Genomic DNA, 22736 nt, shown 5'->3' with positions numbered 1-22736 from the left:
CCACCCCCGCAACTACCTAGCCTTTCTCGGGCTGGCATCCGCCCTCTGCTGCTACAAGCGGTTCCTCAAACTGACCATGTAGGACACGGTCTAAGACGTCGTTTCTGATGGTGTGATCGCTCGTTGAGCCGTGCATGACGGATCTGATCGAGCGGTTGGTGCCGGACGAGTTGTGGACGCTGTTCCGGCGGGTGGTCCCGCCGACGGAGGTCATACGCCCGCAGGGCGGCGGCCGCCGACGAGCCGGGGACCGCGAATGTTTGGCGGCGATCATCTTCGTGGCCACGTCGGGCTGCACTTGGCGGCAGTTGCCGCCGGTGTTCGGACCAGCCTGGCCCACCGTCTACCGGCGCTTCGCCCAGTGGAGCCGAGAGCGGGTGTGGGCCAGGCTGCACCGGGTGCTCCTCGACGAACTCGGCGCTCGGGGCGAGCTGGACTGGTCGCGATGCGCCATCGACTCTGTCAGCGTCCGGGCGGCAAAAGGGGGCCACTCACCGGACCGAATCCGACCGACCGCGGCAAGCCGGGATCGAAAATCCACCTGATCACCGACCGCAACGGACTGCCCCTGTCGCTGGGCATCTCCGGCGCCAACACGCACGACAGCCTCGGCCTGCAGCCGCTCGTGCGCGGGATCCCGCCCATCCGCTCCCGCCACGGACCGCGCCGCCGGCGCCCGGCCAAGCTCCACGCCGACAAGGGCTACGACTACGACCACCTGCGGAAATGGCTTCGCGAGCGTCGCATCCGCCACCGCATTGCACGCAAGGGAATCGAGTCCTCCACGCGGCTGGGCCGACACCGCTGGGTCGTCGAGAGAACGGTCGCCTGGCTGGCCGGATGCCGAAGGCTGCACCGCCGCTACGAGCGAAAGGCCGAACACTTCCTGGCCTTCGTCGGCATAGCCGCAGCCCTCATCGGCTACCGCCGACTCACCAAGTGAAACGACGTCTCAATGCGGTGCGAGGAGATCATGCGGGCCGTATACGAGGACTTCGAGGCCGAGCTGGTCGAGTTCAACGGCGAGGCCAACCACGTCCACCTGCTGGTGAACTTCCCGCCGAAGGTCGCCGTGTCCAGGCTGGTGAACTCCCTCAAGGGCGTGTCCTCGCGCAGGCTCCGCCAAGAGTTCCCCGACCTCGTCCGCCATTACTGGCGGGCACAACGCCTGTGGTCCGGCTCGTACTTCGCCGGGTCGGTCGGCGGCGCACCGCTCAGCATCGTGAAGCAGTACATCGAGCAACAGAACCGGCCGCTCTGACCTGAACCGAGGCGAACAGCGCGGATCCGTGCACACAGCCCAGGTCAGAACGGGCCAAAGATTCGCTTCACCACCGGGCTGAAGCCCGGTGCACTGCAAATAGACCCGGTAGCGCACTCGAGGGGCGTGCCACACTCCCCCGCGCTCACGCAGGTAGTGGTCGAAGAAGTCGAGAGGGTCGGCCATCATGACGTCGAGGTAGCGGCGGAGCGCGCCGTCGTTGGTCTCGTGGTCGTGGTGGGGCTCGTCGTCCTCGTGGAGACGTAAGTCCTCATGATCGGTGGCACCCATGCGGAGGAACTGGTGCGCCGCTGCCGGGGAGGCGTTCACCGCGCGCCAGTCCGCGAGCTGGGACCGCTGGAGGTTGTCCCACCATCCGCCCATGTGCAGCGCCGGGAGGGCGAGACGCGCGGCGGGCGTGCCGGAGGGGAAGGCCCGGCCGGGCAGTGACAGATCGGCGTTCGCGGTCACCAGGTCTCTCAGCAGCCCCGCCACATGTGGCGCCTCCTCCGGGACGTGGTAACGGGCGCCGCCGCTGTCCGAGGCATCCGCGAAGGGCCGCTCGAGCATCCCGGGCACCGAGAAGGTGTGGACGATCCACTCGTACAGCGGGAGCTTGGGCACCTGGTCCGGGGAGAACATCCGGAAGAACTCCGATCCCGTCACCCTCGGGACGATGGCGCGCAGCGCGGGGTGTCCCGTGGAGGCCGCGGCCCACTGGGTGAAGCCGTAGTAGGAGTCGCCCATCATGCCGACAACCCCGTTGGACCAGGGCTGCCCGGTGATCCAGTCAAGAGTTGCCGCTCCGTCGGCGGCCTCGTTGACGAACGGGACCTAGTTGCCCCTGGAGCGGAATTTGCCGCGTACGTCCTGCACCACGGTGGCGAAGCTGTGGGCGGTCAGCCTGGCGGCGATCTTCGGTAGGAGGGTGTAGCGGCCGGATTTGTCGTATGGCAGTCGGACGAGAACCGCCGGCCGGGGCGCGCTCGCCTCCTCGGGCAGATAGACGTCGGTGGCCAGCTGGACACCGTCCGGCAGGGTCACCATGACCGAATCGGCGCGCGGATCGACCGGCGCGGGTCCAGTGACTTGCGTCCCGGCGGCACCTGTAGATGTCCCGAAGGTGAGTTCCATAGGGGTTGACTCCGATCTTCGCGGTCCGGAGCGCGTGGAGGCGAGCGGCGGGTCCGGCCAGGGCGGGCGGTCGGTGTGTCTGGGCCATCAGCTAAACAGAAGCAGTGTTGTATAACGCCTGCGACGGGATCTTGACTCGGAGATGAGGCACCGTCAAGGTCACACCAAGGGGGTGTCGTATCCGGCTGCCCTGGTGAACCGGACACATGCGGAGGGTCTTGACCTCCTGGACCTCCGCGCCGCCGAAGCCGTCCGCAAGTGGGCCGCAGGGATCAGCCGCATCGCGCACTCGCCCTTCCTTCGCCCTTGACGTAACCGGCCCCGAGGCGTTGATATAGCAACTGCTTCATAAAAGACTGAAGGAGAGCAGCCGTGACCGACGATCTGACGTGGCTCAGCGCCCATGAACTCGGCCGTCAGTACCGCAGCCGGGAGCTGTCGCCCGTCGAGGTGGTCGAGGCCGCGCTGGAGCGCACGGAGCAGGTGAACGACCGCCTCAATGTCATGGTCACCATCACGGCCGACACCGCTCGCGAGCAGGCCCGAGAAGCGGAACGGCGCTTCGCCGCCGGTGGCGACCTGCCCCCGCTGTACGGCGTCCCGATCACAGTGAAGGACCTCACTGAGACTGCCGGTGTGCGCACCACCTACGGCTGTGTCGCTTACGCCGAGTATGTGCCCGCTGAAGACGCCATCTCGTGGTCCCGGCTTAAGGAGGCCGGGGTGATCCTGCTCGGCAAGACCACCACCCCGGAGTTCGGCCTCCTGGGCGTCACTGAGAGCAAGCTGACCGGCACCACGGGGACCCCCTGGGACACCTCCCGCGCGGCCGGCGGCTCCAGTGGCGGTGCCGCCTCCTCCACAGTCGCCGGTATCGCCCCGATCGCCTGGGGCTCCGACGGTGGCGGCTCGATCCGCGTCCCCGCGTCGCTATGTGGGGCGGTTGGCATCAAGCCGTCGACCGGCCGCATCCCTCTGAAGGACAACACCGAGCCGGACAGCACCGAGGGCCCGCTGGCCCGACGTGTCGTGGACGCCGCGCTCCTGCTCGACGTCACCGTCGGTCCGCACCCGCTCGACCGCTTCTCCCTCCCGGCCACCGGCGAGCGCTACGCCGAGGCCGCCCTCGCCGAGGGCGACCTCAGCGGCCTGCGTATCGCGGCCGACCACGGGCGCCAGCACGGCCCGGTGGACAAGGAGACCGAGCGTGTCTTCAGCGCCGCCCTGAATGAGCTGAGGGCCGCCGGGGCCGTTGTGGAAGAGCTCCAGGTCGACCTCCCCGACCCGCTGGAGTTCTTCGTCGCCTACTGGGGCCCCGAATACATCAACTACGTCAGTGAGATGGTCGAGAACGGCCTCGACGTGTGGCCACTGACCGCCGGTATCGCCGAGCGCGCGGCGACCCTCACCCCCGCGCAGGTCAGCCGTGCCTCGCGCGACACGAAGACCGAGATCTACCTCGCCTACGCGAACGTGTTCAGCCGGTTCGACCTGCTGGTCACCCCGACCACCCCCTTCCCGGCCTTCCCGCATGCGGGCGACATCGGTGGCCCCGCGAGCGTCAACGGCGAGTCGCTGGAGCTGCCCGGTGGCCATCTGCACCGGCTGACCGAGAGCCCCAGCCACGCGGGCCTGCCGGCCATCTCCGTGCCATGCGGCTTCACGTCCGAGGGACTGCCCGTGGGCCTGCAGTTCATCGGCCCCCGGCACGCGGACGCGGCCGTCGTCTCGGCCGCCGCCCGCTACGAGCGCTCCACCGACTGGTGGACCCGGCACCCCTCGCTCTGAGCCTCCCGGCGGTCCGGCCGGCCGCCCCCTCACGGGGGTCCGGCGGTCGTCCGTCATCAGCCCTCGCCCGCACCGGGTGGGCCACTGATCTCCCTCGGGCACCGCAAAGGACGAGAACATGACGGACACTGCTCACTCCGCCCTCTCCGCGCACGACGTCTCCCCCTGCGGCCGTGCCGACGAGGCCGCGGTGCCGGTCACAGCCGCGAGCCCCTCCGCCCACCCCGTCATGTACCCGCCGGCGCCGGTCGGCGGCGTCGGCGGGCGGGACGGCGGACTTCGCGACGTCCGGCGCCCGGACGACCTGTCCCGCATTCCGTACTGGACCGCCGCAGAGTTGTCCCTCGCCATCCGTCGCCGCGTTGTCTCCTGCGAGGAGGTGATGCGGGCCCATCTGGATCACATAGCGGCCGTCAATCCGCGGGTCAACGCCATCGTCTCGCTGCGCCCCCGCGCCGAACTCCTCGGGGAGGCACGGGAGAAGGACCGTCTGCTGTCGCTGGGTGTTCACCAGGGCTGGATGCATGGCTTCCCGCACGCGGTGAAGGACCTCGCCGATGTCGCGGGGCTACCCACCACGCACGGCCTGCTCCCCCTCGGCCGGGCCCCGCGCCCGGACGCCGACTCGCTCTTCGTGGCGCGGCTGCGGGCCGCGGGCGCCATCTTCATCGGCAAGACCAACACCCCGGAACTCGGCCTGGGCTCCCACACATACAACAACGTCCACGGGGTCACCGGCAACGCCTACGATCCCACCAGGACTGCCGGAGGCAGCAGCGGGGGCGCCGCCGTCGCGGTCGCCCTGCGCATGGTGCCCGTCGCCGACGGTAGCGACTTCATGGGGTCACTGCGCAACCCGCCCGGCTGGAACAACGTTTTGGGCCTGCGCCCCTCCTACGGCCGTGTCCCGTCGCCCGGCGGCGACGTGTTCCTTGCCCAGGGCGGAGTCGAGGGCCCTATCGCCCGTACCGCCCTCGACCTGGCCCTGCTGCTGCGCACCATGTCCGGATACGACAGCCAGGCACCGCTGTCCCTCACCGAGGACCCCACGCGGCTGACCGACCTTACCGCCGACCAGAACGGCAAGCGGGTCGCCTGGCTCGGGGACCTGGGCGGCTACCTCCCCATGGAGAAGGCCGTCCTGGACGCCACTGGCGCCGCCCTCAAACACTTCCTCCACCTGGGTATCCGCGTCACGCTGGTCGAGGGGCTGCCTGCCGCGGGCACGTTCCGCGGCAACGAGGACTTGTGGCCGACCTGGCTGACCTACCGTCACCTCCAAGCGGGAATGGGCGTCAAGACGGTCATCGACGCCGGCCTGCGCGATCTGCTGAAGCCCGAGGCGCTGTACGAGTACGAGGGCCTCGTCGGCACCGGCAGCAGCCCCGACGGCACCGGCACCGGCCCCATCAGCGGCATCGACGTCGCCACGAACTCCGTGAGGCGCAGCGACCTGTACCGGGCCTTCCACGCCCTGTTTGAGGAGTACGACTATGTCGTCCTCCCCACGGCGCAGGTCATGCCGTTCGATGCGGCCCTTGACTGGCCCAGGAGCATCAACGGGGTGCAGATGTCCTCTTACCACCGGTGGATGGAGGTCGCCACGATCGGCACCCTGCTGGGCGCGCCGACTTTGGCCATGCCTGCCGGGTTCGACGAGGCGGGCCTGCCCATCGGGCTCCAGGTCATCGCCCGTAACCACGACGACTTCTCCCTCATGGGCCTCGCGCGCGCCTGGGAACAGCAGACCGGCTTCATTGAGAATGTGCTGCCCGGCCTGCTCACCGCCTGATCCACGCCGGCTGTGGCCGCCGTGACCGGTGCGGTGCGCTCAGCTGACGCCCGTGACGCGCGCCACCTGCCGCTGGTGCATCAACAGCGTGACGAACTCATCCAGGGTGGCGAGCTGCCGCTGCGGGGTCCACATCTCGGGGTGCTCCACGGCCGACAGGGCCATCCCCGAGACCCAGGACCGGGCGAGATCGATGGATGCGTCCAGCCGCTCGGCAGGCACGAATCCCCCCAGCCCGTGCCTGAGCACCGAGCGCATCGCCGGCTCCAGCTCGTCGCTGCGGGCGCGCAGGAGCGGTTCGGCGTGCCGGTAGGCCACCAGGGCGACGCGGGTCTTCTCCAGCGCGAGGGTCTCCTCGGTGAGCGGGAGGAACCACCGGAGGGAGGTCCTGAGCCGTTCGAGCGGGTCCTCGATGGAGGCCAGCTCAAGCAGGAAGGCATCGGCGTCGGACAGGGTGTAGTCCAGAATGGCCTGGAGCAGAGCCTCGCGGTCTTGGAAGTAGTGCGTGATAAGGGTAATCGAACCGCCCATGCGCTTGGCTATCTTCCGCAGCGTCAGCTCCGGGAGGCCCCCCTCGTTGAGGGCGGCCACCGAGGCCATGACGATCTCATGCACCCGCTGCTCGGCATCGACCTGCCGCGGCACGTGGCACCTCCGGTGGGTTTGGCCAGCGTTGTAGAACAAACACTACACATCCCGTGTGCCGGCCCGGAGGCGGATCGGACACCCGGCCCCGCCCAAGGATTTCAGGTGGCCTGAGGGCCCTCAGGGAGCCGGTGGGCGTTCCGACGTGCCGGAGGCACGCCCGGTCGGCAGCGACCCGACACGCGCCCCCACAGGGGGCTACAGCAGGGCGGGCAGGCAGTCCTCCGTCTGACGGCTGGCAGCGGCCCGACAGACACGCAGCAGGGGCACCGCGGCCACGCCCGTGGCCAGGGCGAGGAAGATCCCGAAGCCCGTGGGACCCATCGTGTCGAGGACCCATCCGGACGGTGCAGGACCTAGGGCCGTACCAATGGCCAGTGCCCCGGTGGCGGCCGCTACCCAACGTCCGGAGCCGTCGGCGGAGGCGGCGACGGCGAGGACCAGGACGAGCAACGCCATGAAGCAGACCTGCCAGACCACGGCCGACACGACGAAGGCGACCGACCAGGGAATGGCGGCGATGACGAGTTTGGCCAGACCTTCGACGACAATGAAAAACGTGATCAGCGCGTTGCGGCCCCACCTGGGGACGGCGAACCCGCACACCAGAACACCGGCAAGGGACGCGAACGACGCCACGGCCAGCACCACCGAGACGGTGTCGGCGGACAGGCCCTCGTACCGCTCCCCCAACGTGGCGCTGTAGGACCAGGCGCCCTGGTCGGAGGCGCTGAGCAGGGCCACCGCGAGCAGAAACACCACCGGGATCGGTGTGGCCGACGCCGGTTTGAGGTCTCGCGTGGGGGCGTCCGGGAGTGGTCGCATCAGCCAAAGCGCCGGGATGCAGCACACGGCCAGCACACCGAACTCCGCGGCGGCGCCCCAGGCATTCTGGGCCTCCGGGAGCGCGACGATGAGTGCGGCGATCACCAAGGTGGCCCCGAGCACGGCCACGTACGAGGCTCTGTCCGTGTCCTCGGCAGCGGCGATCGCGGCCATTCCCGCGGCGTTCACCACGCCGAGACCGGCACCGGCGATGATGTTGCCCACGATCAGCACCGTGATGTCGGGGGCGACAGCCGCGATGCCGAATCCCACCACGGTGATCACCAGCCCGAGCCGGGCGATGCGCACCCGTCCCGGACGCGCGACCCGGGCGGTGAGGGCGAGCGTCATCACGGCCGTGCTCAGCAGTTGCAGGGTGGCGACCAAGCCGGTGCTCGTGCTCGACAGGTGGTACCGCTCGGCCATGCCCGGCAGCAGCACGGGCATGAGCGTCGAACCGAGATTGCCGAGCGTGGCACCTGTGATGAGTGCAGCCCCTACGCTCAGACCGACCGCGCCGGCCGATGACCGGGCCGCAGCGCCGCTCATCGACCTGCTCGGGACGGCGGGGCAGTCAGGACTACCAGGGACGAGCGCTGGCCGGACATTAGACCTCGATTCCTCGCAGGCGCCGAAATCTGGTTCGGCAGCACAAGATCAGAAAGCGATGTTCCCGGGAGGAGGCGGCCCGCGTCGGATAATGCGGCGGACCGGTCGGGAAGCTTGGTTGGGGTTCGCATGGCAGAGGCCGCCCTCCACGGTGGGGCACATGCCCTTTTCGGTAGGTCGGGCATACGGCAATGCGGTCGTGCGTCACATCGTGTTCCGATCAGTTTTGCAGCACCTGTCACACAAAAGCAAGTGACCGCTATCGCATCCACCCGTCACTCAAAGCGCCTACGTGACTACGGATGGCGGTTATATAGCGTGTGATATATTTCCTGACGGGTACCCAGATCAGGTCAGGGCCGCCGGGCCCGGGTGGCCGATCCGCACGCCGCGGGCAGCCCAATCGAACTGCCCCTTCGGCTCCGAGCGGCCGTCCTCGTCTCGTTCGATCGGCGATCGCACCAGCCGGCAGGGTGACCGCCACGGCGACCGAGGTGATCGGCGCCGGATGCACAGCGAAAGCACAGTCGTTCCACAGAAGAAGGAGTCTCGGCATGTCCGCGAACGCATCTGACCCCACGGCCGATGAGCGTCACGACACCTCCGTGCCCGACAGCGAAGAGATCTTCTCCTGGGTCCAGGACCTCACGGCATACGCCGCCCGCGGCACGCAGACGCTCGACGACCGACGCTCCGCCGACTATCTCTGCGACAAGTTCCGCGAGTTCGGCCTCACCGACATCCAGGTGCAGGAGGCCGAGTCGTTCAACTGGCACGCCTCCTATTCCCAACTGGAGGTCGGCGGAACGACCTTCCCGCACGAGCCCGTGATGTTCTCCTTCGACACCGGCAACGCACCCTTCACGACAGGCCCCGACGGCATCGTGGCGCCGATCGTCGACGTGGGCGACGGCACGCAGGACGACTTCGCGCAGGTAGACGTCCACGGCAAGATCGTGCTGTTCGACCTCCGTTTCATCATGCCCCGCAGCGCGCTGCTGGAGGTCGGCGAGTTCATCTACGACCCCCACGGCACCCTCGACCCCGCCGACCTCGACACGGCCAACCCGTACGTCAGCACGTACGAGGACGTCGTCGGGCGGGCGATCAAGAGGGGGGCAGCCGGATTCGTCGCCGTCCTCGCCGACTACTTCGACTCGGACGACATCCGTACCGAGTACTTGGAGGACATCACCATCCCCGGCCTGTGGGTGACGAAGGCCGTCGGGGCGGACTTGCGGGCCGCCACTGCGCATGGCACCTCCAAGGCCGTCCTCCGCCTCGACGGTGAGCGCCGCGCGACCCCGGCCCGCACGGTCATCGGCTACCTGGAGGGCGCCGACACCGACACCATCATGATCCAGTCGCACCATGACTCCGCCTGGGACGGCGGCGTCGAGGACGCGTCGGGCACCGCCGAAGTCCTCGCCCTCGCACGCCATTACAGCCGGATTCCGCAGGCGGAGCGACCCAAGACGCTGATGTTCGTCCTGATGGACAGCCACTGGACCGGTTACTCGGCGCACGAGAAGTTCGTCGAAACCTTCATCACCGCCGCGGACCTCCCCCGCCGGATCGTCGCCAACATCACGCTGGAGCACATCGCCAAGCAGGCCGAGGTCGGCGCCGACGGTCAGCTGAAGGTGTTCGACCGCCCCGAGTACCGCGGCATCTTCGAGAACGTCAGCCCGGCGCTGAAGACGGTCATCGACGAGGCCGTCACGGCCCAGGACCTGCAGCGCACGATCCGCCTGTCGGCCGACAAGCTGGTCCCGCTCATCGGTGAACTCCCCACGGATGCCGACCTGATCTACGACGCCGGCGTCCCGACCATCAGCCTCATCAGCGGCCCGCTGTACCTCTACGACAAGGCCGACACAATCGACCTGGTCCACAAGCCGGACCTCGGTCCCGTCGCGCGGGCCTTCATCGACATCGTCAACCGGGTGGCGCAGACGCCGAGCGAACTCATCGGCAGCGGGGAGCAGTCCGCCCGTTAGGTGTATTGATTCGCACCGTTGTTGACACGGCTGGTGGGTGGGTGGCTGTTCCGTTGACCGCAGGTCCGGCGGGCGACGCCCCGGCCTTCGAGACCGTCATAGCCAGCATCCTTGTTCTGCGAGGCGGACCCGGTCGGCCCAGAACCCGACCCGATGCCGTCCTGGCGGACCGTGCGTATTCATCCCGCGCAATCCGCAGTCATCTCCGGCGACGCGGAATCCGCGCTGTCATACCCCAGCTGTCCGACCAGGTCGGCCGTCGGCTGCGGCAAGGCGTACAAGCAGCGCAATGCGGCGCCCGCGCGGGCGATCTCGTTGGCGTCGATGCCGTAGTGGGCGGCGGACTCGGCCAGGACCGGGACCACGCCGAACCAGTAGCCGTCATTGGACATGAAGAACCCGAGCGGCAGGGCGAGGACCGCGGTGAACAGCGGGATGGCGCTGCCCCAGCCGTCGGGGACGATCGAGAGGGCGGCGTCCGCCATGGCCTTGATCATTCCGGAGTCGGTCATGATGCCCGTGAAGACGCCGGCGGCCAGGACGAGGATCATCACGGGGACGGCGTTGGCGGCCTGGCGCTTGATCAGCTCCTGCTGGTCGCCGATGGCGCGGATGTTGACCAGCAGCGCGAGGACGAAGGCGACCATGAACAGCACCAGGAGGTCGGCGACCTCGAGGACGAGCAGCACCATCAGCAGCAGGGTGAGGGCGGCGTTGAACCACATCCGCCAGTCCGCCTCGACCGGCTCGAAGGCTTCGCCGGAGGCGCAGTCGCGGGGACCGTCGCCCTCGTGCCAGCTCAGCTTCGTGACCGACACGAAGCTGTCCGTCGCTCCCCCGGACGCACCCCGAGCACTCGTACGTCCTTCCGTCCGCCGCGACGCCGTACTCCAGATCCCCAGCGCGGCCGGTGTGGTTGTCGAACATGGCACCGAGAGGCACCGGGGACACGTCCGGACCATTTCCCATCGGTCGCCAGGGCGGGGGCTTCCTCGGGGGTGGGATAACCTCGCACGGACCAGACGCGGAAATCGCCTCATGGGCAGTTGTCGGGCACGGCCGCCGACGCGCGGGGGACTGCGGCCATCACCCCGGTGAGGGCGGTGGACGGCACGCCGGATTCAGCAGGCGCTGTCGCGGAACGTCACTTTGGTGACCTCCACCGGCAGGTAGAAGATGTTCCCCTGGTGGGCCGGCACGCAGAACGTGTTCGGCTGCTGCGAGCCGTCCGGGAGGGTGTAGAGGTACCCCAGGTCGGCGTTGCGGGACGTGTAGTTGTAGTAGGTGAGGGCCGGTGCCTTCCCGGTCCAGTCCTGGTTGGTGACCACCGACGGCTCCGTGGGAGCGGGGTCGGGGATGGTGGCCCAGTTGGGCCAGACGCAGAAGTTGCCCTGGGGACAGTTACCGGGGGGCCAGGGCTCGTCCGAGGCGGCGGAGCCGGCGGCCGAGGCGCCCGGGGCGGAGGCCATCGCGGCCACGAAAGCGGCGGAGGCGAGACCGAGGGCAAGGGGGCGTAACGTCATGGCTATTCCCATCTGCACGGAGGCGGGTGAACCGGAATAGAGGTTATCGCTTCAATATTGAAAGGTCAAGCAATCAATTTCGGACCTCCTGGTAATTGCTCCGGAATGTCCTGCTTGTGAGCGTGGCGAGAAATACCGAAAACGGTGGACCGCAAATGAGGATCCGAAGGGCGGGGCATCCGGTATTTCGGACAGTCGGCCGGGTGAGGCGGGATGCCGGGTGGGGGTGGCTCCGATGGTGGCCGGTCACCAAACGAGACACGCCCCCACCGCGGCCGCCACTCCAAGCCCCAACGCCCGCACGCCGACAAATCCTACGACGTGCCCTACCTGCGGCGATGGCTGCGTGGCAAGCGGATCGGCGTGCGCATCGCCCGCAAAGGCATCGAGTCCAGCGAGTGCCTCGGTCGGCGCAGGTGGGCGATCTAGCGGACAATGTCCCGGCTGACCGGCTACCGCCGCCTCAACCACCGCTACGGCGCGATTCCCGCAACTACCTGGCCTTTCTTGGTCTGGCCGCCGCCCTGTGTTGCTACAAGCGCCTCGTCCGCCTCACCGCATAGAACACGGTCTAATTGATGAAGTTCGAACCGTCGTTCATCGTCACCACCTCGTTCTTCTTCTCCGGCTTGTCCTTCTCCGCCCCTGCCGTCTTCGCCGTTTCCCGCGAGGGCTGGTCGGTGCCTGCGATCTTGTCATTGCCGCTGGGCTTGTCCTCCCCGGCGCCGCATGCCGTCAGCAGCAGGGCCGCAGTTGCGGTGAGCGCGACAGCGAGGGGCAAAGAGTGACGCTTCACAGTGAACCTCCGTGAGATCGATGTGTTAAAGAGCTACGGCAGTGCCTTCCAGCGCTGCCTCGACTTACGAGATCTGACCTGGGAATGCTGGTGGCGGCAAGGCAAATGAACCAGGCCCTCAAGATCCCTGACAGAGTCGCTCAGTGAGCGGGGTGCCTGCCGGTCCGTGGTGTGACGATCAGCCCGGGGGGTCGTTGCCGCGGACCGGAGACAATTGAGGCGACCGGCATGAGCGGATCCGCCGCACGTGAGTCGGCGTGTGTCATGCTCTCAAGCTCAGCCAATGTGCTCTCATCCAGCCATGTGGATCCCTCCCCGCCGGCAGGGTGGGATGGGTGCCCGGCCGCCTCCTGCGGGAATAATTCCCGCATCAGCACGAGGGGCTGTCGTCCGTCAATCACTCGCAGCACTTTGAATCGTGTACCGGGTAGAAAGATCACCTGTTCCGGGGCGTGCGGGGTTACCGCCGCAGTTCGTCGTGCGGTCAGCGACCACACGACGAAGGCGGGTCCCCCGCCCGTAGCGTGGCTGACGACGCCGAGGCCGTCCAGAAACTATGCTCCGTCACGAACTGGTTCTCGCGGTACCACTCGGTCACCGGTCCGACCGCGTTGGTGCGTACGATCGCCGGACCTCGGTAGGAGGCCAGCCGACGCAGTCCCGAAGCGAGACACCGGGCGAGGGACAGGTGCTCCCCCACCGTTCCCTCCGACAACGCCTCGTCGAGTTTCTCCCACTCTTCCGTCAGGTAAAGGTGGACGGCCGCCAGATCGGCGAGCGCCTCGACACGGTTGTGACGGACGTTACCCGGAGGGCCCAGAGACCGGGTCAATGCCTGTGCCGCGCCAGTCATTGCCTCGCGATACCGATCACCGTATGTACGCCATAGCCGCAGCCGATCCCACGCGATGCCCCGTCCACCCGTCGGGATGATCCGCGCGGCGGCGTTCGGCACGGACTGCACCTGGTATTCCACACTGCCAGACGTCTGGACCGGTACGGGCACGGAGCGTACGTCGCGTTTGAAGCCAGGGGACGAGTCAGTGACGCTCATCGCGTTCTCCTCGGGAGTTCGGAGGTACAGGTGCGCACCGCGCTGACATGGCTATCAGCACCTGCCGTATGGGCTGTGCTGATAGCACCGTCGGTGACTTTAGGCATGGGCTAGCGGTTCCTTGCGGGCCGCTGAACGAAAACGGCACGGAAGACCAACAGGTTTTCCCGTTTGTACCGACGGTGGGTGAACCGGACCGGGGCACGTACGATGCCCACGGCCACCGTCGTGGGAGATCGGCGGGTGCGCCCCGGGCTGCGGTGACGATGTCGGCGACCGTAATGAGGAAGTGGTTGCTGGTGAAGAACAGTTTCCAGGCGGCGTCATCGATCCCTGCCGGGCTGCCGCGGCGTGTTTGGCTCGGCCGTCGCAGCTGGTGGTCCTTGAACGCGTCCAGCGTCTGCTCTGAGGGTGTTGCACAAGGCCGTGATCAGGCGGCTGGAAGCGGGCGTCGAGCCGGCATGATCAGGCCGTTACGAACGCAAGGAGGCTCCGGTAGACGGGGTGACCGACCAAAGTCGCGCTGCATCAGGGTGTCGTCGTCGCTGGGCAGGCCGACCGCGTCCAGGAGGGGGAGCAGGTCCTCCTTGCTGGTGGCGCCCCGGGCCAGGGTCCGGGCCGCGGCGGTTTCCTGCTCGGTGTTGGCAGGGTTCAGGGGCAGGCCGTCGAAGGCTTCAAGGGCCTCATGCCAGTCGGTGAACATCCCGGCCCCCCCTACGCGGCCTTGGGGCCGGCCATGAGCCGTCATATTGCGCTGCTGCTGGGCGGGGGTGAGCGGTGTGGGCATCGGCCCGTTGACCTCGCGGTCCAGGCGGACGATGCGAACGGGCCGCCGCCCTCCGACACACGTCGCTGGTAAAGCAGGCCCATGACCGGGACGAGGCCGTGGCGGTGGACGTCTGCCTGGGGCCGCCCGGCTGCTCGTCCTGCTGCTCCCGGTCCTTGTGGGCCTGGTTCTCGTCATCCGGCTCGGGCTGCGTGGTCCACCGTCGCCCTGTGCTCGCAGTGCCGTTGACGGTCGCCCTGGCCGGGCCGACGTCGCCTGGCCGCCTCGTGCCGGGGATCGTCCAGGCCGCAAGCCGGTGAGTGCCGGGCACAGAGGCGGCCCCGGGTGTTCTCGGACGATGACGTCCCGGGGCCGCTGTTCATCGGCCGGTTCAGGCGGGGCGGATCTCGGCGATCTGCTGCCGGGACTTCTCCAGGATTGTGGGTGAGAAGTAGGGGTCGTGCGCGTACTTGTCCGTGTAGGCGGCGTCGATCCGGTTCTTGAGTTCTTCGTCGGTGACGAGGGTGAACGTGGCCGGGCCTTCGTAGTCGGCGGCGCGGACGATGCCGGCGCGTTCACGCATGGCCGCGGCGAACCAGCGGGAGCGGGGGTTGGCGGAGCGGACGAAGACGCTGTTGCCGACGACGACGGACCAGACCCAGATCAGGGTTCCTGGTGTCACGCCGTCTTCGCGGTAGGGAGCGACGTGCAGGTCGTCGGTGGAGGCGACTGTCTTGAGGGTCTGTGCCGGCCAGGGGGACATGGCGGTAGGTGACTCGCTTTCGGAGATCATCGGATGGTGGATCAGGGTGAGGTGATACGCCGCCACGAACCGGCTGACGCGATACCTGCCGCGCCGGCCGCGCCCCGGGCCGCGGTCGGACACTGGTGGCGGTGACTTCCCGCCCGCGCCCCCGCCTTGCCGTACGAGGGTCTTTCTGGCTGGGTGTGCGCAGCGGCCGGGTGCGAGGTGCGGTGTGCGGGTTGTGGTGTCCGGGTGTCCGGGCGGTGCCTGTCAGGTGAGGGGGCCGAGGGTGAAGCCGCCGTCGGCGACGATTTCGGAGCCGGTCGCGAAGCGTGCCTGGTCGGAGGCGGTGAACAGGATGAAGTCGGTGATCTCCTCCGGGGCGGCTCGGCGGGGTATGGGCAGGTTGTCGACGGGGACGAGTTCGGTGCCGTCGGGGCCGTAGGCGAGGGGGGTTTCGATGATGCCGGGGTGGACGGCGTTGACGCGGATGTTGTCGGGGGCCAGTTCCTTGGCGGCCGCGCGCAGGAGGCCGCGCAGCGCCCACTTGCTGCTGCTGTAGGCGACGAGGCCGGGGGCGGCCGAGAGTCCGGCGATGGAGTTGACGTTGACGATCGCGCCGCCGCCGGCTTTGCGCATGGAGGGGGCGGCTGCGCGGATGCCGAGCAGGGCGCCGATGAGGTTGGTGTCGAGCACGCGCCGGAACTCGTCGAGCGGGATGCTTTCTGTGGTGCCGACGCTCAGGTGGGCGGCGTTGTTGATCAGGATGTCCAGTGGTCCGAAGCGGGCCTCGGTCCGGTCGATCGCTTCGGACCAGTCGGATTCGTTCGTGACGTCGAGCCGGACGCCGAGGGCGGGGCCGCCGAGTCCGGCGGCCAGCTGGTCGGCGCCGGTCAGGGCGGTGACGACGGTGTTGGCGCCGGCCTGGGCGAGGCGGATGGACAGTGCGGTGCCGAGTGCGCCGGTGGCTCCGGTGATCAGGGCGGTCTTGCCGGTGAAGTCGAACATGGGAACTGCTGGTCCTCTCAATTGTCGGCGAGGCCGGTGGTGGGTGGGTTGTCGTGAGGCCGGGGTGGGTCAGTTGCCGACGGGGCGGGTGGGGCTGCTGGCAGGGATGGTGTCGTCGGCGTCGGTGGAGTGAGCGAGGTCCCGCCCGGCTTCCAGGGCCTGGAGACGGTCGCGCAGGGCGGTGGTCGCCATGGCGTAGGCATCGGAGCCCAGCGTCAGGCGGAACGGGGCCTCGGGCTGGTCGGCGGCGGCGATGATGGCGCGCGCGATCTTCACGGGGTCGCCGGGTGCGGGCAGCGGGGGCAGGTCGCCGGACAGGCTGGCGCGCAGTTGTCCCGAGGGCCCGTCGGCGTACACGGGCAGGGGTGCGCCGAGTTCCGCGCTGGTGCCGCCGAAGTTGGTGCGGGAGACGCCGGGCTCGACCACCGTGACGCCGATGCCGAAGGGCGCGAGTTCGGCGGCGGCCGACTCCCAGAATCCCTCGATGCCCCACTTGGTGGCGTGGTACAGGCTCATGGCGGGAAAGGCGACCTGGCCGCCGATGCTCGCGATCTGGATGTAACGTCCGCCGCCCTGTCCGCGCAGGTGCGGGACGGTGGCGCGGGCCAGCTGGATCGAGGCCGTGAGGTTGGTCGCGATCTGCCGGTCGATCTGCTCGTCGGAGAGTTCCTCGGCCGCTCCGAAGAGCCCGTAGCCGGCATTGGACACCACGACGTCGATCCGGCCGAGCTCCGCGAACGCGCGGTCCACGACCTCGCGCAGCGCGGTGGTGTCGGTGACGTCCAGGCTGGCGCGCCAGAGCCGGTCGCCGTGGCGGGCCGCCAGATCGTCGAGGGTCTCCGGCCGCCGCGCGGTGGCGGCGATCCGCTCCCCCCGTGCGAGCAGCTGTTCGGTGAGGTGGCGGCCGAAGCCGGAGGACGTGCCGGTGATGAACCAGGTGCGAGTCATGGGTGCTCCTCGGTGGGTAACTAACCGGATACATTCATAGCCCACGACAGCGGCCGTGTAAATACCCGGATGGTTATGTACGATGGAGGCATGCCACCTGATGCGACGGAGACCAAGCGGCGACTGAAGAAGGCGGCGGTCGAGGAGTTCGCCGGGTACGGCCTGGCCGGTGCCCGGGTCGACCGCATCGCCGAGAAGGCCAAAGCCAACAAACGGTCGATCTACATGCACTTCGGGACCAAGGAAGAGCTGTTCGACATGGTCGTCGCCGACAGCATGGTCGAGTTGGCGAAGGCGGTCTCGATCGACGCGAGCAGCCTGCCCGAGTACGCCGGCGAGCTCTTCGACCGGCTGGAGCAGCGGCCCCACGTACGGCGGCTGTACCTGTGGGCAGGACTGGAACGCCAGCGGCCCATCGACGCCGAGGTCGCGGAATACCGGCGCAACGTCGCCGCGATCGAGGCGGCGCAGGCCGCGGGCCGGGTCCGCACCGACATTCCGGCGACGGAGCTGCTGGCCATGACGGTCGCGCTGGTGATGAGCTGGGAGACCGCCTCCTGGTCGCTGAAGGCACTGCAGGCGCGGACCGGCCCCGCCTCCTTCTCGCCGCGGCGCCGGGACGCGGTGGCAGCCGCCGTCGCCGGACTCGTCCAGCCGCCCCGACCCCACTCCTAGGCGCTTGCGTCCGCACCGGACAGCCCATGGCGAAGCCGAGGCGGCGGCCGGCGCACGGCGGGCCGCACAGCTTCCTTCCCGAAGCCGTCCCCCGCCTTCCGTGGCCTCGGTACCCGGCTCGCTCACCCGCCGCGCGGACGTCCCCTGGTGCGGCAGGTGGCCGGTGGGGGCCGGCTCGGTCGTGCCGGGCACCGTGCCCTTGCCGTGCCGGCCGGGCAGGTCGTCGAACTCCCGGGCATCGGGCGCGGCCGGGCAGCCGGCATCGGAATGTCGTGGCACAGGAGGCTTCTCCCAAGGTCGGGGGACGTGGCTGTTCGACGGCTCCTGGTCCGCGGAGGTCCGCTGCGGACGCCTGCGCCCGGCACCTGCCAGGAAGACGGGGCCGTGCCCGGCAGGGCTTCGACGCGGTCGAGCCTCGCCCTGCCGGTCTGCCGGTCTGCCGGTCACGGGAAGCGCGGGGAGGGCGGATGCGCCAGCCGGATGGTGACGGTGGCCCCGCTGCCGGTGGCGTCGTCGGCCGTGAGGCGGACGGTGCGGACGGCGGGCTGTGGGGGCCGGAGAGCGAGTACGGCGGCCCGGACTCGCAAGGGGCGGGGAACCGGTGCCCGATCCTCGGACGGAGGCCGGGCTGCGGAACCTGCGTGCCGGTCGACACAAGCGGATGCTCATCGAGGACGAGCGCGAGGGCCCCCTCCCCCGGAAACGTTCAGCAGTGCCTCGCCGACGGACGTGCCCACGCCACCGCAGGCCCTGCATCGGCCCTGCTGTGCACAGGTCGATCGGTGTGCGGCGCTGGCCGAGTGCCCGCACACCTGCCGTCAGCCCGTGGACACACCGCGCGGGCTGACCATCCGCCGGCCGCGTCACCGGCCTCAGGGGCCCGTACGTTCGTGGCTCGCCGACCGTCCGTGCCCCAGCCGACAGGTCGAGACCAGAGGGCTCAGCGGGCCAGCAGGTGCTGGATCGCCGCCGCGATCTCGTCGGGCGCCTCCTCGGCCATGAAGTGTCCCGCTCGGGTCAGCCGGTGGTCCAGGTCCGGCGCCCACGCCTTCCACACCCCGGCGGCGTCGTAGCCCAGTTGCGCGCCCCAGTCCTGCTGGACGACCGTCACGGGCATGGCCAACTGCGATCCGGCGTCCAGGTCAGCCTGGTCGTGCAGGACGTCGATGCCCGCCGAGGCCCGGTAGTCCGCGACGATCGACGTCACCGCCGCGCCGCTCGCCCGCAGGTATTCGGCACGCACCTCCTCGGGCATGGCGGTCGGGTCGTCGGCCCAGGCGTCGAGGAACGAGCCGAAGAACGCGTCCGCACTGCCCGCGATCATCGCCTCCGGCAGGCCCGACGGCTGCGCCATCAGGAAGAGGTGGTAGCCGACCGCCGCCGAAGCACCGTGCAGGACGTTCCACATGTCGAGCGTCGGCACGATGTCGAGGATGCCCAGGTGCGTGACGGTCTCCGGGTGGTCCAACCCCGCCCGGAAAGCGACCAGGGCGCCCCGATCATGGCCGACGAGGGCAAAGCGCTCGTGGCCGAGCGCCGCCGCCAGGGCCACGACGTCAGCGGCCATGGTGCGCTTGGCGTACACATCGGGGCCGGTGGCCGCCGGCTTGTCGCTGGCACCGTAACCCCGCAGGTCAGGACAGATCACCGTGTGCTCGCCGGCGAGCCGCTCGGCGACGTGCCGCCACATCAGATGGGTCTGGGGAAAACCGTGCAACAGCACGACCGGGCTGCCGCTGCCGCCGACGGCGGCGGCCAGCTCCACACCGCCCGCACCGGGCAGGCGGACGTGCTCGAAGCCGGGAATGGTGAGCATCACGAGGGACCATCGCTTCGGGTCGGGGACACGACCGGATCAGCTTGGACGACGGCGATCAGCAGTGGATCAGTACGGTCGGGCGCGGCCGGCGACCACGACGCCGCGACCGCGCACGCCGATGCGGCCGACCAGCTCGTCGCCGCCACCGAGGCATCCCTCGTCCTCGTCCTCACCAGGTGGTTCCGGGCCCGGGCCGCGGCAGCCCGCAGCACCGAACCCGGCGGACCGACCGCCGTCACGGCCGCAGCGCACCACCGCGCTGCCGAGGACACCCTCCGGACGGCCGGAATACCGGGGCTGCACCGCGGCCTGTTCCCGCTCGCCCTCCTGGGACTGCGCCTGCTGCACGACCGGCCCGCGCCCACCGACCCGCACCTCGACCGGGGTCCGTACCGGCCCTGGGCGCGACCCCTCGTGCTGCTCGCCCAGGACCGGGGCGAGCAGGCCCGTACCGCCCTCGCCGCGGTGCCCGAACCACCGCATGACCACATGCGGGAGGCCATGTGGTGCCTGACCGCCCGCGCCGCCGTACGCCTCGGCGAACGCGGAATCGCCGCGCACGCCGCGGCCGCCCTGCGCGGTGCCCGCGCGGAACACGCCGGCGCCGCCGGCGGAATGCTGACCCTGGGCCCGGTGGCCCGCTACCTGGCAGCGACCCAGGCATGCGCCCAAGCGGGGTGAGCGGCCCAGATTCCGCGCATCACGGACCCGTTGGCGCTCACCTGCCCCCCCACGGCCCCGGCGGAATCAGGTCGCCATGACGTTCCAGTGGCATTCGCCGTCGGCGCCGGGCGGCTGGTGTGCCGGCGACGGTCTCGATGCCACGCGGGGCAGGACCACGGCAGTTGTATGGCTGCCGCGCTCGCCCTCTGCGCCGGCTCCGCATTTTTCGGAGGCTGCCTGAGCCCGAGTCATCGTGTGGACGGAGACGACTTCCGGTAGCCGGGTCGCCGACTGTTCGAAGGCGGCCACGACGTCCCGGCGCAGCGACCGGACCTGAGTGGCCACCATTGCCTGTACCGGGTGGTTGAGTGCGTGCAGGGAGACCTGGGCTCTGTACCCCTGGATGATGCCGCGTCTGTGCAGCAGCCTGGTGCGTTCCGGACAGGTGGACGGCGCGATGCCGAGTCTCTCGGCGAGCGAGGGCCAGCGGAACAGGGGGAGTTTCCCGACGGGTTTGTCGACGTGGTCGCGGGGGCCGAGGAGGCCGACTGCGCAGCAGGTGAGGTCCGCCGCCTCGGGGCGTGCCGGCGAGTTGCTCCGGATCCTTCCTGGTCGTGGACCCTTGCTGCCTGCGCGTGTCCGGACCTGTCGGCGATGACGACGTCTTCCTCCTCGGCTGCCCTGTTGCGCAGGGCGTTCAGTGTCGTGGTGCGGGCGGCCGGAGCCCGACATCCGGCCTGGGGAGGCCCCGGATGGAGGAGCCTGGCGTCGTCCTCGCGCTCGGCGCCCGGGGGTTGCGGATAGTTGCCGGCCGATGCCCACGGCGATGCAGGCATCGGCGTCGGCCTGCCGTCCGGCGGGCAGGGCGGCGCCGATGAGGACGGACCCGTTTGAGCTTCGCCTGCCGGGTGGACAGGCCAGTACGGACATCGTCGGTGGTCAGTTCGTTCGGGGGACACGGCTGGTGCTTCTGGACGGGGACGTGGCAGCGGCGTGTCCTGCCGCCGGTTGAGGTTGGTCGGACGGAGTGACGGACGGCTCGCTCGGCGGCGTGGTGGGTCGTGTACGGGGCGCGGGCAGGCAGGCCGCGGCCAGTCCGCCGAGCATCAGCAGGCTGCCGAGGGCGGCGGTCGCGGTGAGGCGCTCGTGCAGGACGAAGACGCCGAGAAAGGATGCCGTGAGGGGTTCGGCGAGGCTGAGGGTGCCCACGCTCGCCGCGCTGGTGGAGGTGATGCCCGCGGAGAACAGGCCGTACGGCAGGGCGGTGGTGGCCAACCCCAGCCAGGCGATGAGACTCAGCGTGGCGGGTTGCCCGAGCGCGGCGGTGTCTGCGGCCATCCATGGCACCAGCGGAACGGCGCCGAGCAGCAACGAGAGGGCGGACACCATCGGCAGGTGGACGTCCGGGTGGTCGGTGGCCAGCCGCTTGGCGTACACGGTGTAGAGGCCGTAGCAGACGCCCGAGACCGTGGCGGCCAGCAGTCCGAGGGCGTCGACGCCGGTTCCGGTGGGTGCCATCAGCAGGACGCAGCCGATCACGGCGGAGGCGGTGGAGACCAGCCAGGTTCGGGTGAGGCGTTCGCCGCATACGGCCCGGGCGATCAGGCCGGTGGCGACGGGGGCGGTGCCCAGGGCGACGACGGTGGCCAGCGCGGCGCCGGTGCGGGCGGTCGAGTAGAGGAACACCGCCTGGTAGATGCCCGTGGCGGTGGCGCAGATCAGCAGCGGGCGGGCCAGACCGTGCCGCAGCGCGGGGAGCAGGGCGGGCAGGCGGCGGCAGGCGGGTGCGGCCAGCACCGCGCCGCCGACCAGCAGCCGCCAGCCGCCTAGGGCGGCCGGGCCCATGGAGGCGCCGGCCAGGGCCTGCGCGGGTCCGACGGTGCCCCACAGCAGTGCGGCCCCGAGGATCAGTCCGGCACCGCTGGAGAAACCTTGCTTCTGTCGCCTCATGCCGCTATAGGCTAGGCAAGTATGCGCCACGATTGAGCAGGCAGCGAACGTCATAAGGGAAAATGGAAGAATTGTGGAACTTGATGCGGTGGACAGGGCTCTTCTGCGGGAGCTGCAGAACGATGCACGGCAGACCAACCGGGACCTCGCCGCGAAGACAGGCGTCTCGCCGTCGACGTCGCTGGAACGGGTGCGACTGCTGCGGGAGCGCGGCCTGATCACCGGCTATCACGCCGCACTGGACCTGGAGGCGGCCGGGCGGCCCGTGCAGGCGCTGATCTCGGTACGGATCCGTCCTCCGGCCCGGCCGGTCATCGAGGGATTCCGGGAGTGGGCGCAGCGGCTGCCGGAAGTCATCGCCATGTTCGTCACCTCCGGCGCCTACGACTTTCTCCTGCACATCGCAGTGCCGGACGTGAACGGGGTCTACGCCTTCGTCATCGACCGGCTCACCGAACGGCGGGAGGTGGCCGACGTACAGACGACCATGGCGTACGAACACGTCCAGTCGCGCATCATCGAACCGGCTACCGCCCCCGAACAGCCCCGTCCCACCCGGCGACACCGGTGAACAACAGCAACGGGCCGCAGGCAGACACCCGGGCGCGCACGCTCGCCCCCCGAACCCGCCCAACCCTCGGATTGAACCGGCAGCCAACCGGGCGAGGAGCAGACCCGGGGATTACCAAGGTTCTGTCTGCGGTTTCGTGACGGTCAAGGCTGGGGGAGGGGACG

At 69.5% G+C, this 22736-nt stretch carries 18 protein-coding genes and 5 pseudogenes; 10 read left to right on the top strand and 13 right to left on the bottom strand.

Going from position 1 to position 22736, the window contains the following annotated elements; genetic code table 11:
* Positions 1 to 134 precede the first annotated feature (134 nt).
* Positions 135 to 943 (top strand): IS5 family transposase gene (locus ACH4F6_RS37215; RefSeq protein WP_397964877.1). Its coding sequence is split into 2 segments (ribosomal slippage): positions 135 to 477 and positions 477 to 943, totalling 810 coding nucleotides; the frame shifts between segments, so codons are not numbered across the junction.
* A 15-nt stretch (positions 944 to 958) separates the two neighbouring features.
* Positions 959 to 1261: pseudogene (gene tnpA / locus ACH4F6_RS37210) on the top strand (IS200/IS605 family transposase); the annotation flags it as partial.
* A gap of 333 nt (positions 1262 to 1594) precedes the next feature.
* Here the strand turns inward: tnpA and ACH4F6_RS37205 are convergent.
* Positions 1595 to 2308, bottom strand: a pseudogene (locus tag ACH4F6_RS37205) (CocE/NonD family hydrolase); the annotation flags it as partial.
* Between the two features lie 459 nt (positions 2309 to 2767).
* On the opposite strand from ACH4F6_RS37205, the gene ACH4F6_RS37200 reads away from it, so the two are divergent.
* Both ACH4F6_RS37200 and ACH4F6_RS37195 read left to right on the top strand, forming a co-directional pair.
* Positions 2768 to 4183, top strand: coding sequence for an amidase (locus ACH4F6_RS37200; protein WP_397964875.1), 1416 nt, complete (start codon positions 2768 to 2770; stop codon positions 4181 to 4183).
* Positions 4184 to 4301: 118 nt separating this feature from the next.
* Positions 4302 to 5975, top strand: coding sequence for an amidase (locus ACH4F6_RS37195; RefSeq protein WP_397964873.1), 1674 nt, complete (start codon positions 4302 to 4304; stop codon positions 5973 to 5975).
* A 39-nt stretch (positions 5976 to 6014) separates the two neighbouring features.
* Here the strand turns inward: ACH4F6_RS37195 and ACH4F6_RS37190 are convergent, their stop codons facing one another.
* Together ACH4F6_RS37190 and ACH4F6_RS37185 are read right to left on the bottom strand one after the other, a co-directional pair.
* Complete coding sequence (locus tag ACH4F6_RS37190) at positions 6015 to 6590, bottom strand: TetR/AcrR family transcriptional regulator (RefSeq protein WP_397964871.1); 576 nt, start codon at positions 6588 to 6590, stop codon at positions 6015 to 6017.
* 228 nt (positions 6591 to 6818) lie between these two features.
* On the bottom strand, positions 6819 to 7994 hold the full coding sequence (locus ACH4F6_RS37185; protein ID WP_397964869.1) for an MFS transporter: 1176 nt from the start codon (positions 7992 to 7994) through the stop codon (positions 6819 to 6821).
* A gap of 614 nt (positions 7995 to 8608) precedes the next feature.
* Here ACH4F6_RS37185 and ACH4F6_RS37180 point away from each other — a divergent pair.
* Both ACH4F6_RS37180 and ACH4F6_RS37175 read left to right on the top strand, forming a co-directional pair.
* Positions 8609 to 10054, top strand: coding sequence for a hypothetical protein (locus tag ACH4F6_RS37180; RefSeq protein WP_397964867.1), 1446 nt, complete (start codon positions 8609 to 8611; stop codon positions 10052 to 10054).
* Positions 10027 to 10305 (top strand): annotated as a pseudogene (locus ACH4F6_RS37175) (transposase); the annotation flags it as partial. The gene ACH4F6_RS37180 and the pseudogene ACH4F6_RS37175, both read left to right, overlap by 28 nt.
* Here the strand turns inward: ACH4F6_RS37175 and ACH4F6_RS37170 are convergent.
* Both ACH4F6_RS37170 and ACH4F6_RS37165 read right to left on the bottom strand, forming a co-directional pair.
* A complete protein-coding gene (locus ACH4F6_RS37170; protein ID WP_397964885.1) occupies positions 10234 to 10701 on the bottom strand; it encodes an SLC13 family permease in 468 nt (155 codons plus the stop codon). The pseudogene ACH4F6_RS37175 and the gene ACH4F6_RS37170 sit on opposite strands and share 72 nt — an antisense overlap.
* Before the next feature lie 474 nt (positions 10702 to 11175).
* Positions 11176 to 11577: a hypothetical protein gene (locus tag ACH4F6_RS37165; protein ID WP_397964865.1), complete on the bottom strand. Its 402-nt coding sequence runs from the start codon at positions 11575 to 11577 to the stop codon at positions 11176 to 11178.
* A gap of 223 nt (positions 11578 to 11800) precedes the next feature.
* Here ACH4F6_RS37165 and ACH4F6_RS37160 point away from each other — a divergent pair.
* Positions 11801 to 12140 (top strand): annotated as a pseudogene (locus tag ACH4F6_RS37160) (IS5/IS1182 family transposase); the annotation flags it as partial.
* An 8-nt stretch (positions 12141 to 12148) separates the two neighbouring features.
* On the opposite strand, the gene ACH4F6_RS37155 reads toward ACH4F6_RS37160, so the two are convergent.
* From ACH4F6_RS37155 to ACH4F6_RS37130, 6 genes are all read right to left on the bottom strand, one after another.
* Positions 12149 to 12373 carry a hypothetical protein gene (locus ACH4F6_RS37155; RefSeq protein WP_397964863.1) on the bottom strand — a complete coding sequence of 75 codons (225 nt, stop codon included), beginning with the start codon at positions 12371 to 12373 and terminating at the stop codon, positions 12149 to 12151.
* A gap of 484 nt (positions 12374 to 12857) precedes the next feature.
* Positions 12858 to 13427, bottom strand: coding sequence for a hypothetical protein (locus tag ACH4F6_RS37150; RefSeq protein ID WP_397964862.1), 570 nt, complete (start codon positions 13425 to 13427; stop codon positions 12858 to 12860).
* 430 nt (positions 13428 to 13857) lie between these two features.
* A complete protein-coding gene (locus ACH4F6_RS37145; protein ID WP_397964860.1) occupies positions 13858 to 14130 on the bottom strand; it encodes a hypothetical protein in 273 nt (90 codons plus the stop codon).
* Between the two features lie 454 nt (positions 14131 to 14584).
* The gene (locus ACH4F6_RS37140; RefSeq protein ID WP_397964859.1) at positions 14585 to 14956 is read right to left on the bottom strand and encodes a DUF2255 family protein; all 372 of its coding nucleotides are present in this window, start codon (positions 14954 to 14956) and stop codon (positions 14585 to 14587) included.
* A gap of 252 nt (positions 14957 to 15208) precedes the next feature.
* Positions 15209 to 15946 carry an SDR family NAD(P)-dependent oxidoreductase gene (locus ACH4F6_RS37135; protein WP_397964857.1) on the bottom strand — a complete coding sequence of 246 codons (738 nt, stop codon included), beginning with the start codon at positions 15944 to 15946 and terminating at the stop codon, positions 15209 to 15211.
* A gap of 69 nt (positions 15947 to 16015) precedes the next feature.
* A complete protein-coding gene (locus ACH4F6_RS37130; protein ID WP_397964856.1) occupies positions 16016 to 16894 on the bottom strand; it encodes an SDR family oxidoreductase in 879 nt (292 codons plus the stop codon).
* Between the two features lie 90 nt (positions 16895 to 16984).
* Between ACH4F6_RS37130 and ACH4F6_RS37125 the strand changes: the two genes are divergently transcribed.
* On the top strand, positions 16985 to 17569 hold the full coding sequence (locus ACH4F6_RS37125; protein ID WP_397964854.1) for a TetR/AcrR family transcriptional regulator: 585 nt from the start codon (positions 16985 to 16987) through the stop codon (positions 17567 to 17569).
* Positions 17570 to 18509: 940 nt separating this feature from the next.
* On the opposite strand, the gene ACH4F6_RS37120 is transcribed toward ACH4F6_RS37125, so the two are convergent.
* A complete protein-coding gene (locus ACH4F6_RS37120; protein ID WP_397964852.1) occupies positions 18510 to 19388 on the bottom strand; it encodes an alpha/beta fold hydrolase in 879 nt (292 codons plus the stop codon).
* Between the two features lie 75 nt (positions 19389 to 19463).
* Between ACH4F6_RS37120 and ACH4F6_RS37115 the strand changes: the two are divergent.
* Positions 19464 to 20069, top strand: a pseudogene (locus ACH4F6_RS37115) (SARP family transcriptional regulator); the annotation flags it as partial.
* 921 nt (positions 20070 to 20990) lie between these two features.
* Here ACH4F6_RS37115 and ACH4F6_RS37110 read toward each other — a convergent pair.
* Positions 20991 to 22001 carry a DMT family transporter gene (locus tag ACH4F6_RS37110; RefSeq protein WP_397964851.1) on the bottom strand — a complete coding sequence of 337 codons (1011 nt, stop codon included), beginning with the start codon at positions 21999 to 22001 and terminating at the stop codon, positions 20991 to 20993.
* Positions 22002 to 22089: 88 nt separating this feature from the next.
* Between ACH4F6_RS37110 and ACH4F6_RS37105 the strand changes: the two genes are divergently transcribed.
* A complete protein-coding gene (locus ACH4F6_RS37105; RefSeq protein ID WP_397964850.1) occupies positions 22090 to 22572 on the top strand; it encodes an Lrp/AsnC family transcriptional regulator in 483 nt (160 codons plus the stop codon).
* Positions 22573 to 22736 lie beyond the last annotated feature (164 nt).

The organism is Streptomyces sp. NPDC017936, from assembly GCF_044328485.1.
Taxonomy (GTDB): domain Bacteria; phylum Actinomycetota; class Actinomycetes; order Streptomycetales; family Streptomycetaceae; genus Streptomyces.
This window is presented reverse-complemented; position numbering and strand designations above follow the sequence as displayed.

What these genes read in the sequence shown, in the direction of transcription:
- ACH4F6_RS37195 (WP_397964873.1), top strand. Translation starts at nt 4,302, where the DNA reads ATGACGGACACTGCTCACTCCGCCCTCTCCGCGCACGACGTCTCCCCC.
- ACH4F6_RS37185 (WP_397964869.1), bottom strand. Translation starts at nt 7,994, where the DNA reads ATGAGCGGCGCTGCGGCCCGGTCATCGGCCGGCGCGGTCGGTCTGAGC.
- ACH4F6_RS37180 (WP_397964867.1), top strand. Translation starts at nt 8,609, where the DNA reads ATGTCCGCGAACGCATCTGACCCCACGGCCGATGAGCGTCACGACACC.
- ACH4F6_RS37170 (WP_397964885.1), bottom strand. Translation starts at nt 10,701, where the DNA reads ATGGTCGCCTTCGTCCTCGCGCTGCTGGTCAACATCCGCGCCATCGGC.
- ACH4F6_RS37165 (WP_397964865.1), bottom strand. Translation starts at nt 11,577, where the DNA reads ATGACGTTACGCCCCCTTGCCCTCGGTCTCGCCTCCGCCGCTTTCGTG.
- ACH4F6_RS37150 (WP_397964862.1), bottom strand. Translation starts at nt 13,427, where the DNA reads ATGAGCGTCACTGACTCGTCCCCTGGCTTCAAACGCGACGTACGCTCC.
- ACH4F6_RS37145 (WP_397964860.1), bottom strand. Translation starts at nt 14,130, where the DNA reads ATGTTCACCGACTGGCATGAGGCCCTTGAAGCCTTCGACGGCCTGCCC.
- ACH4F6_RS37140 (WP_397964859.1), bottom strand. Translation starts at nt 14,956, where the DNA reads ATGTCCCCCTGGCCGGCACAGACCCTCAAGACAGTCGCCTCCACCGAC.
- ACH4F6_RS37135 (WP_397964857.1), bottom strand. Translation starts at nt 15,946, where the DNA reads ATGTTCGACTTCACCGGCAAGACCGCCCTGATCACCGGAGCCACCGGC.
- ACH4F6_RS37130 (WP_397964856.1), bottom strand. Translation starts at nt 16,894, where the DNA reads ATGACTCGCACCTGGTTCATCACCGGCACGTCCTCCGGCTTCGGCCGC.
- ACH4F6_RS37125 (WP_397964854.1), top strand. Translation starts at nt 16,985, where the DNA reads ATGCCACCTGATGCGACGGAGACCAAGCGGCGACTGAAGAAGGCGGCG.
- ACH4F6_RS37110 (WP_397964851.1), bottom strand. Translation starts at nt 22,001, where the DNA reads ATGAGGCGACAGAAGCAAGGTTTCTCCAGCGGTGCCGGACTGATCCTC.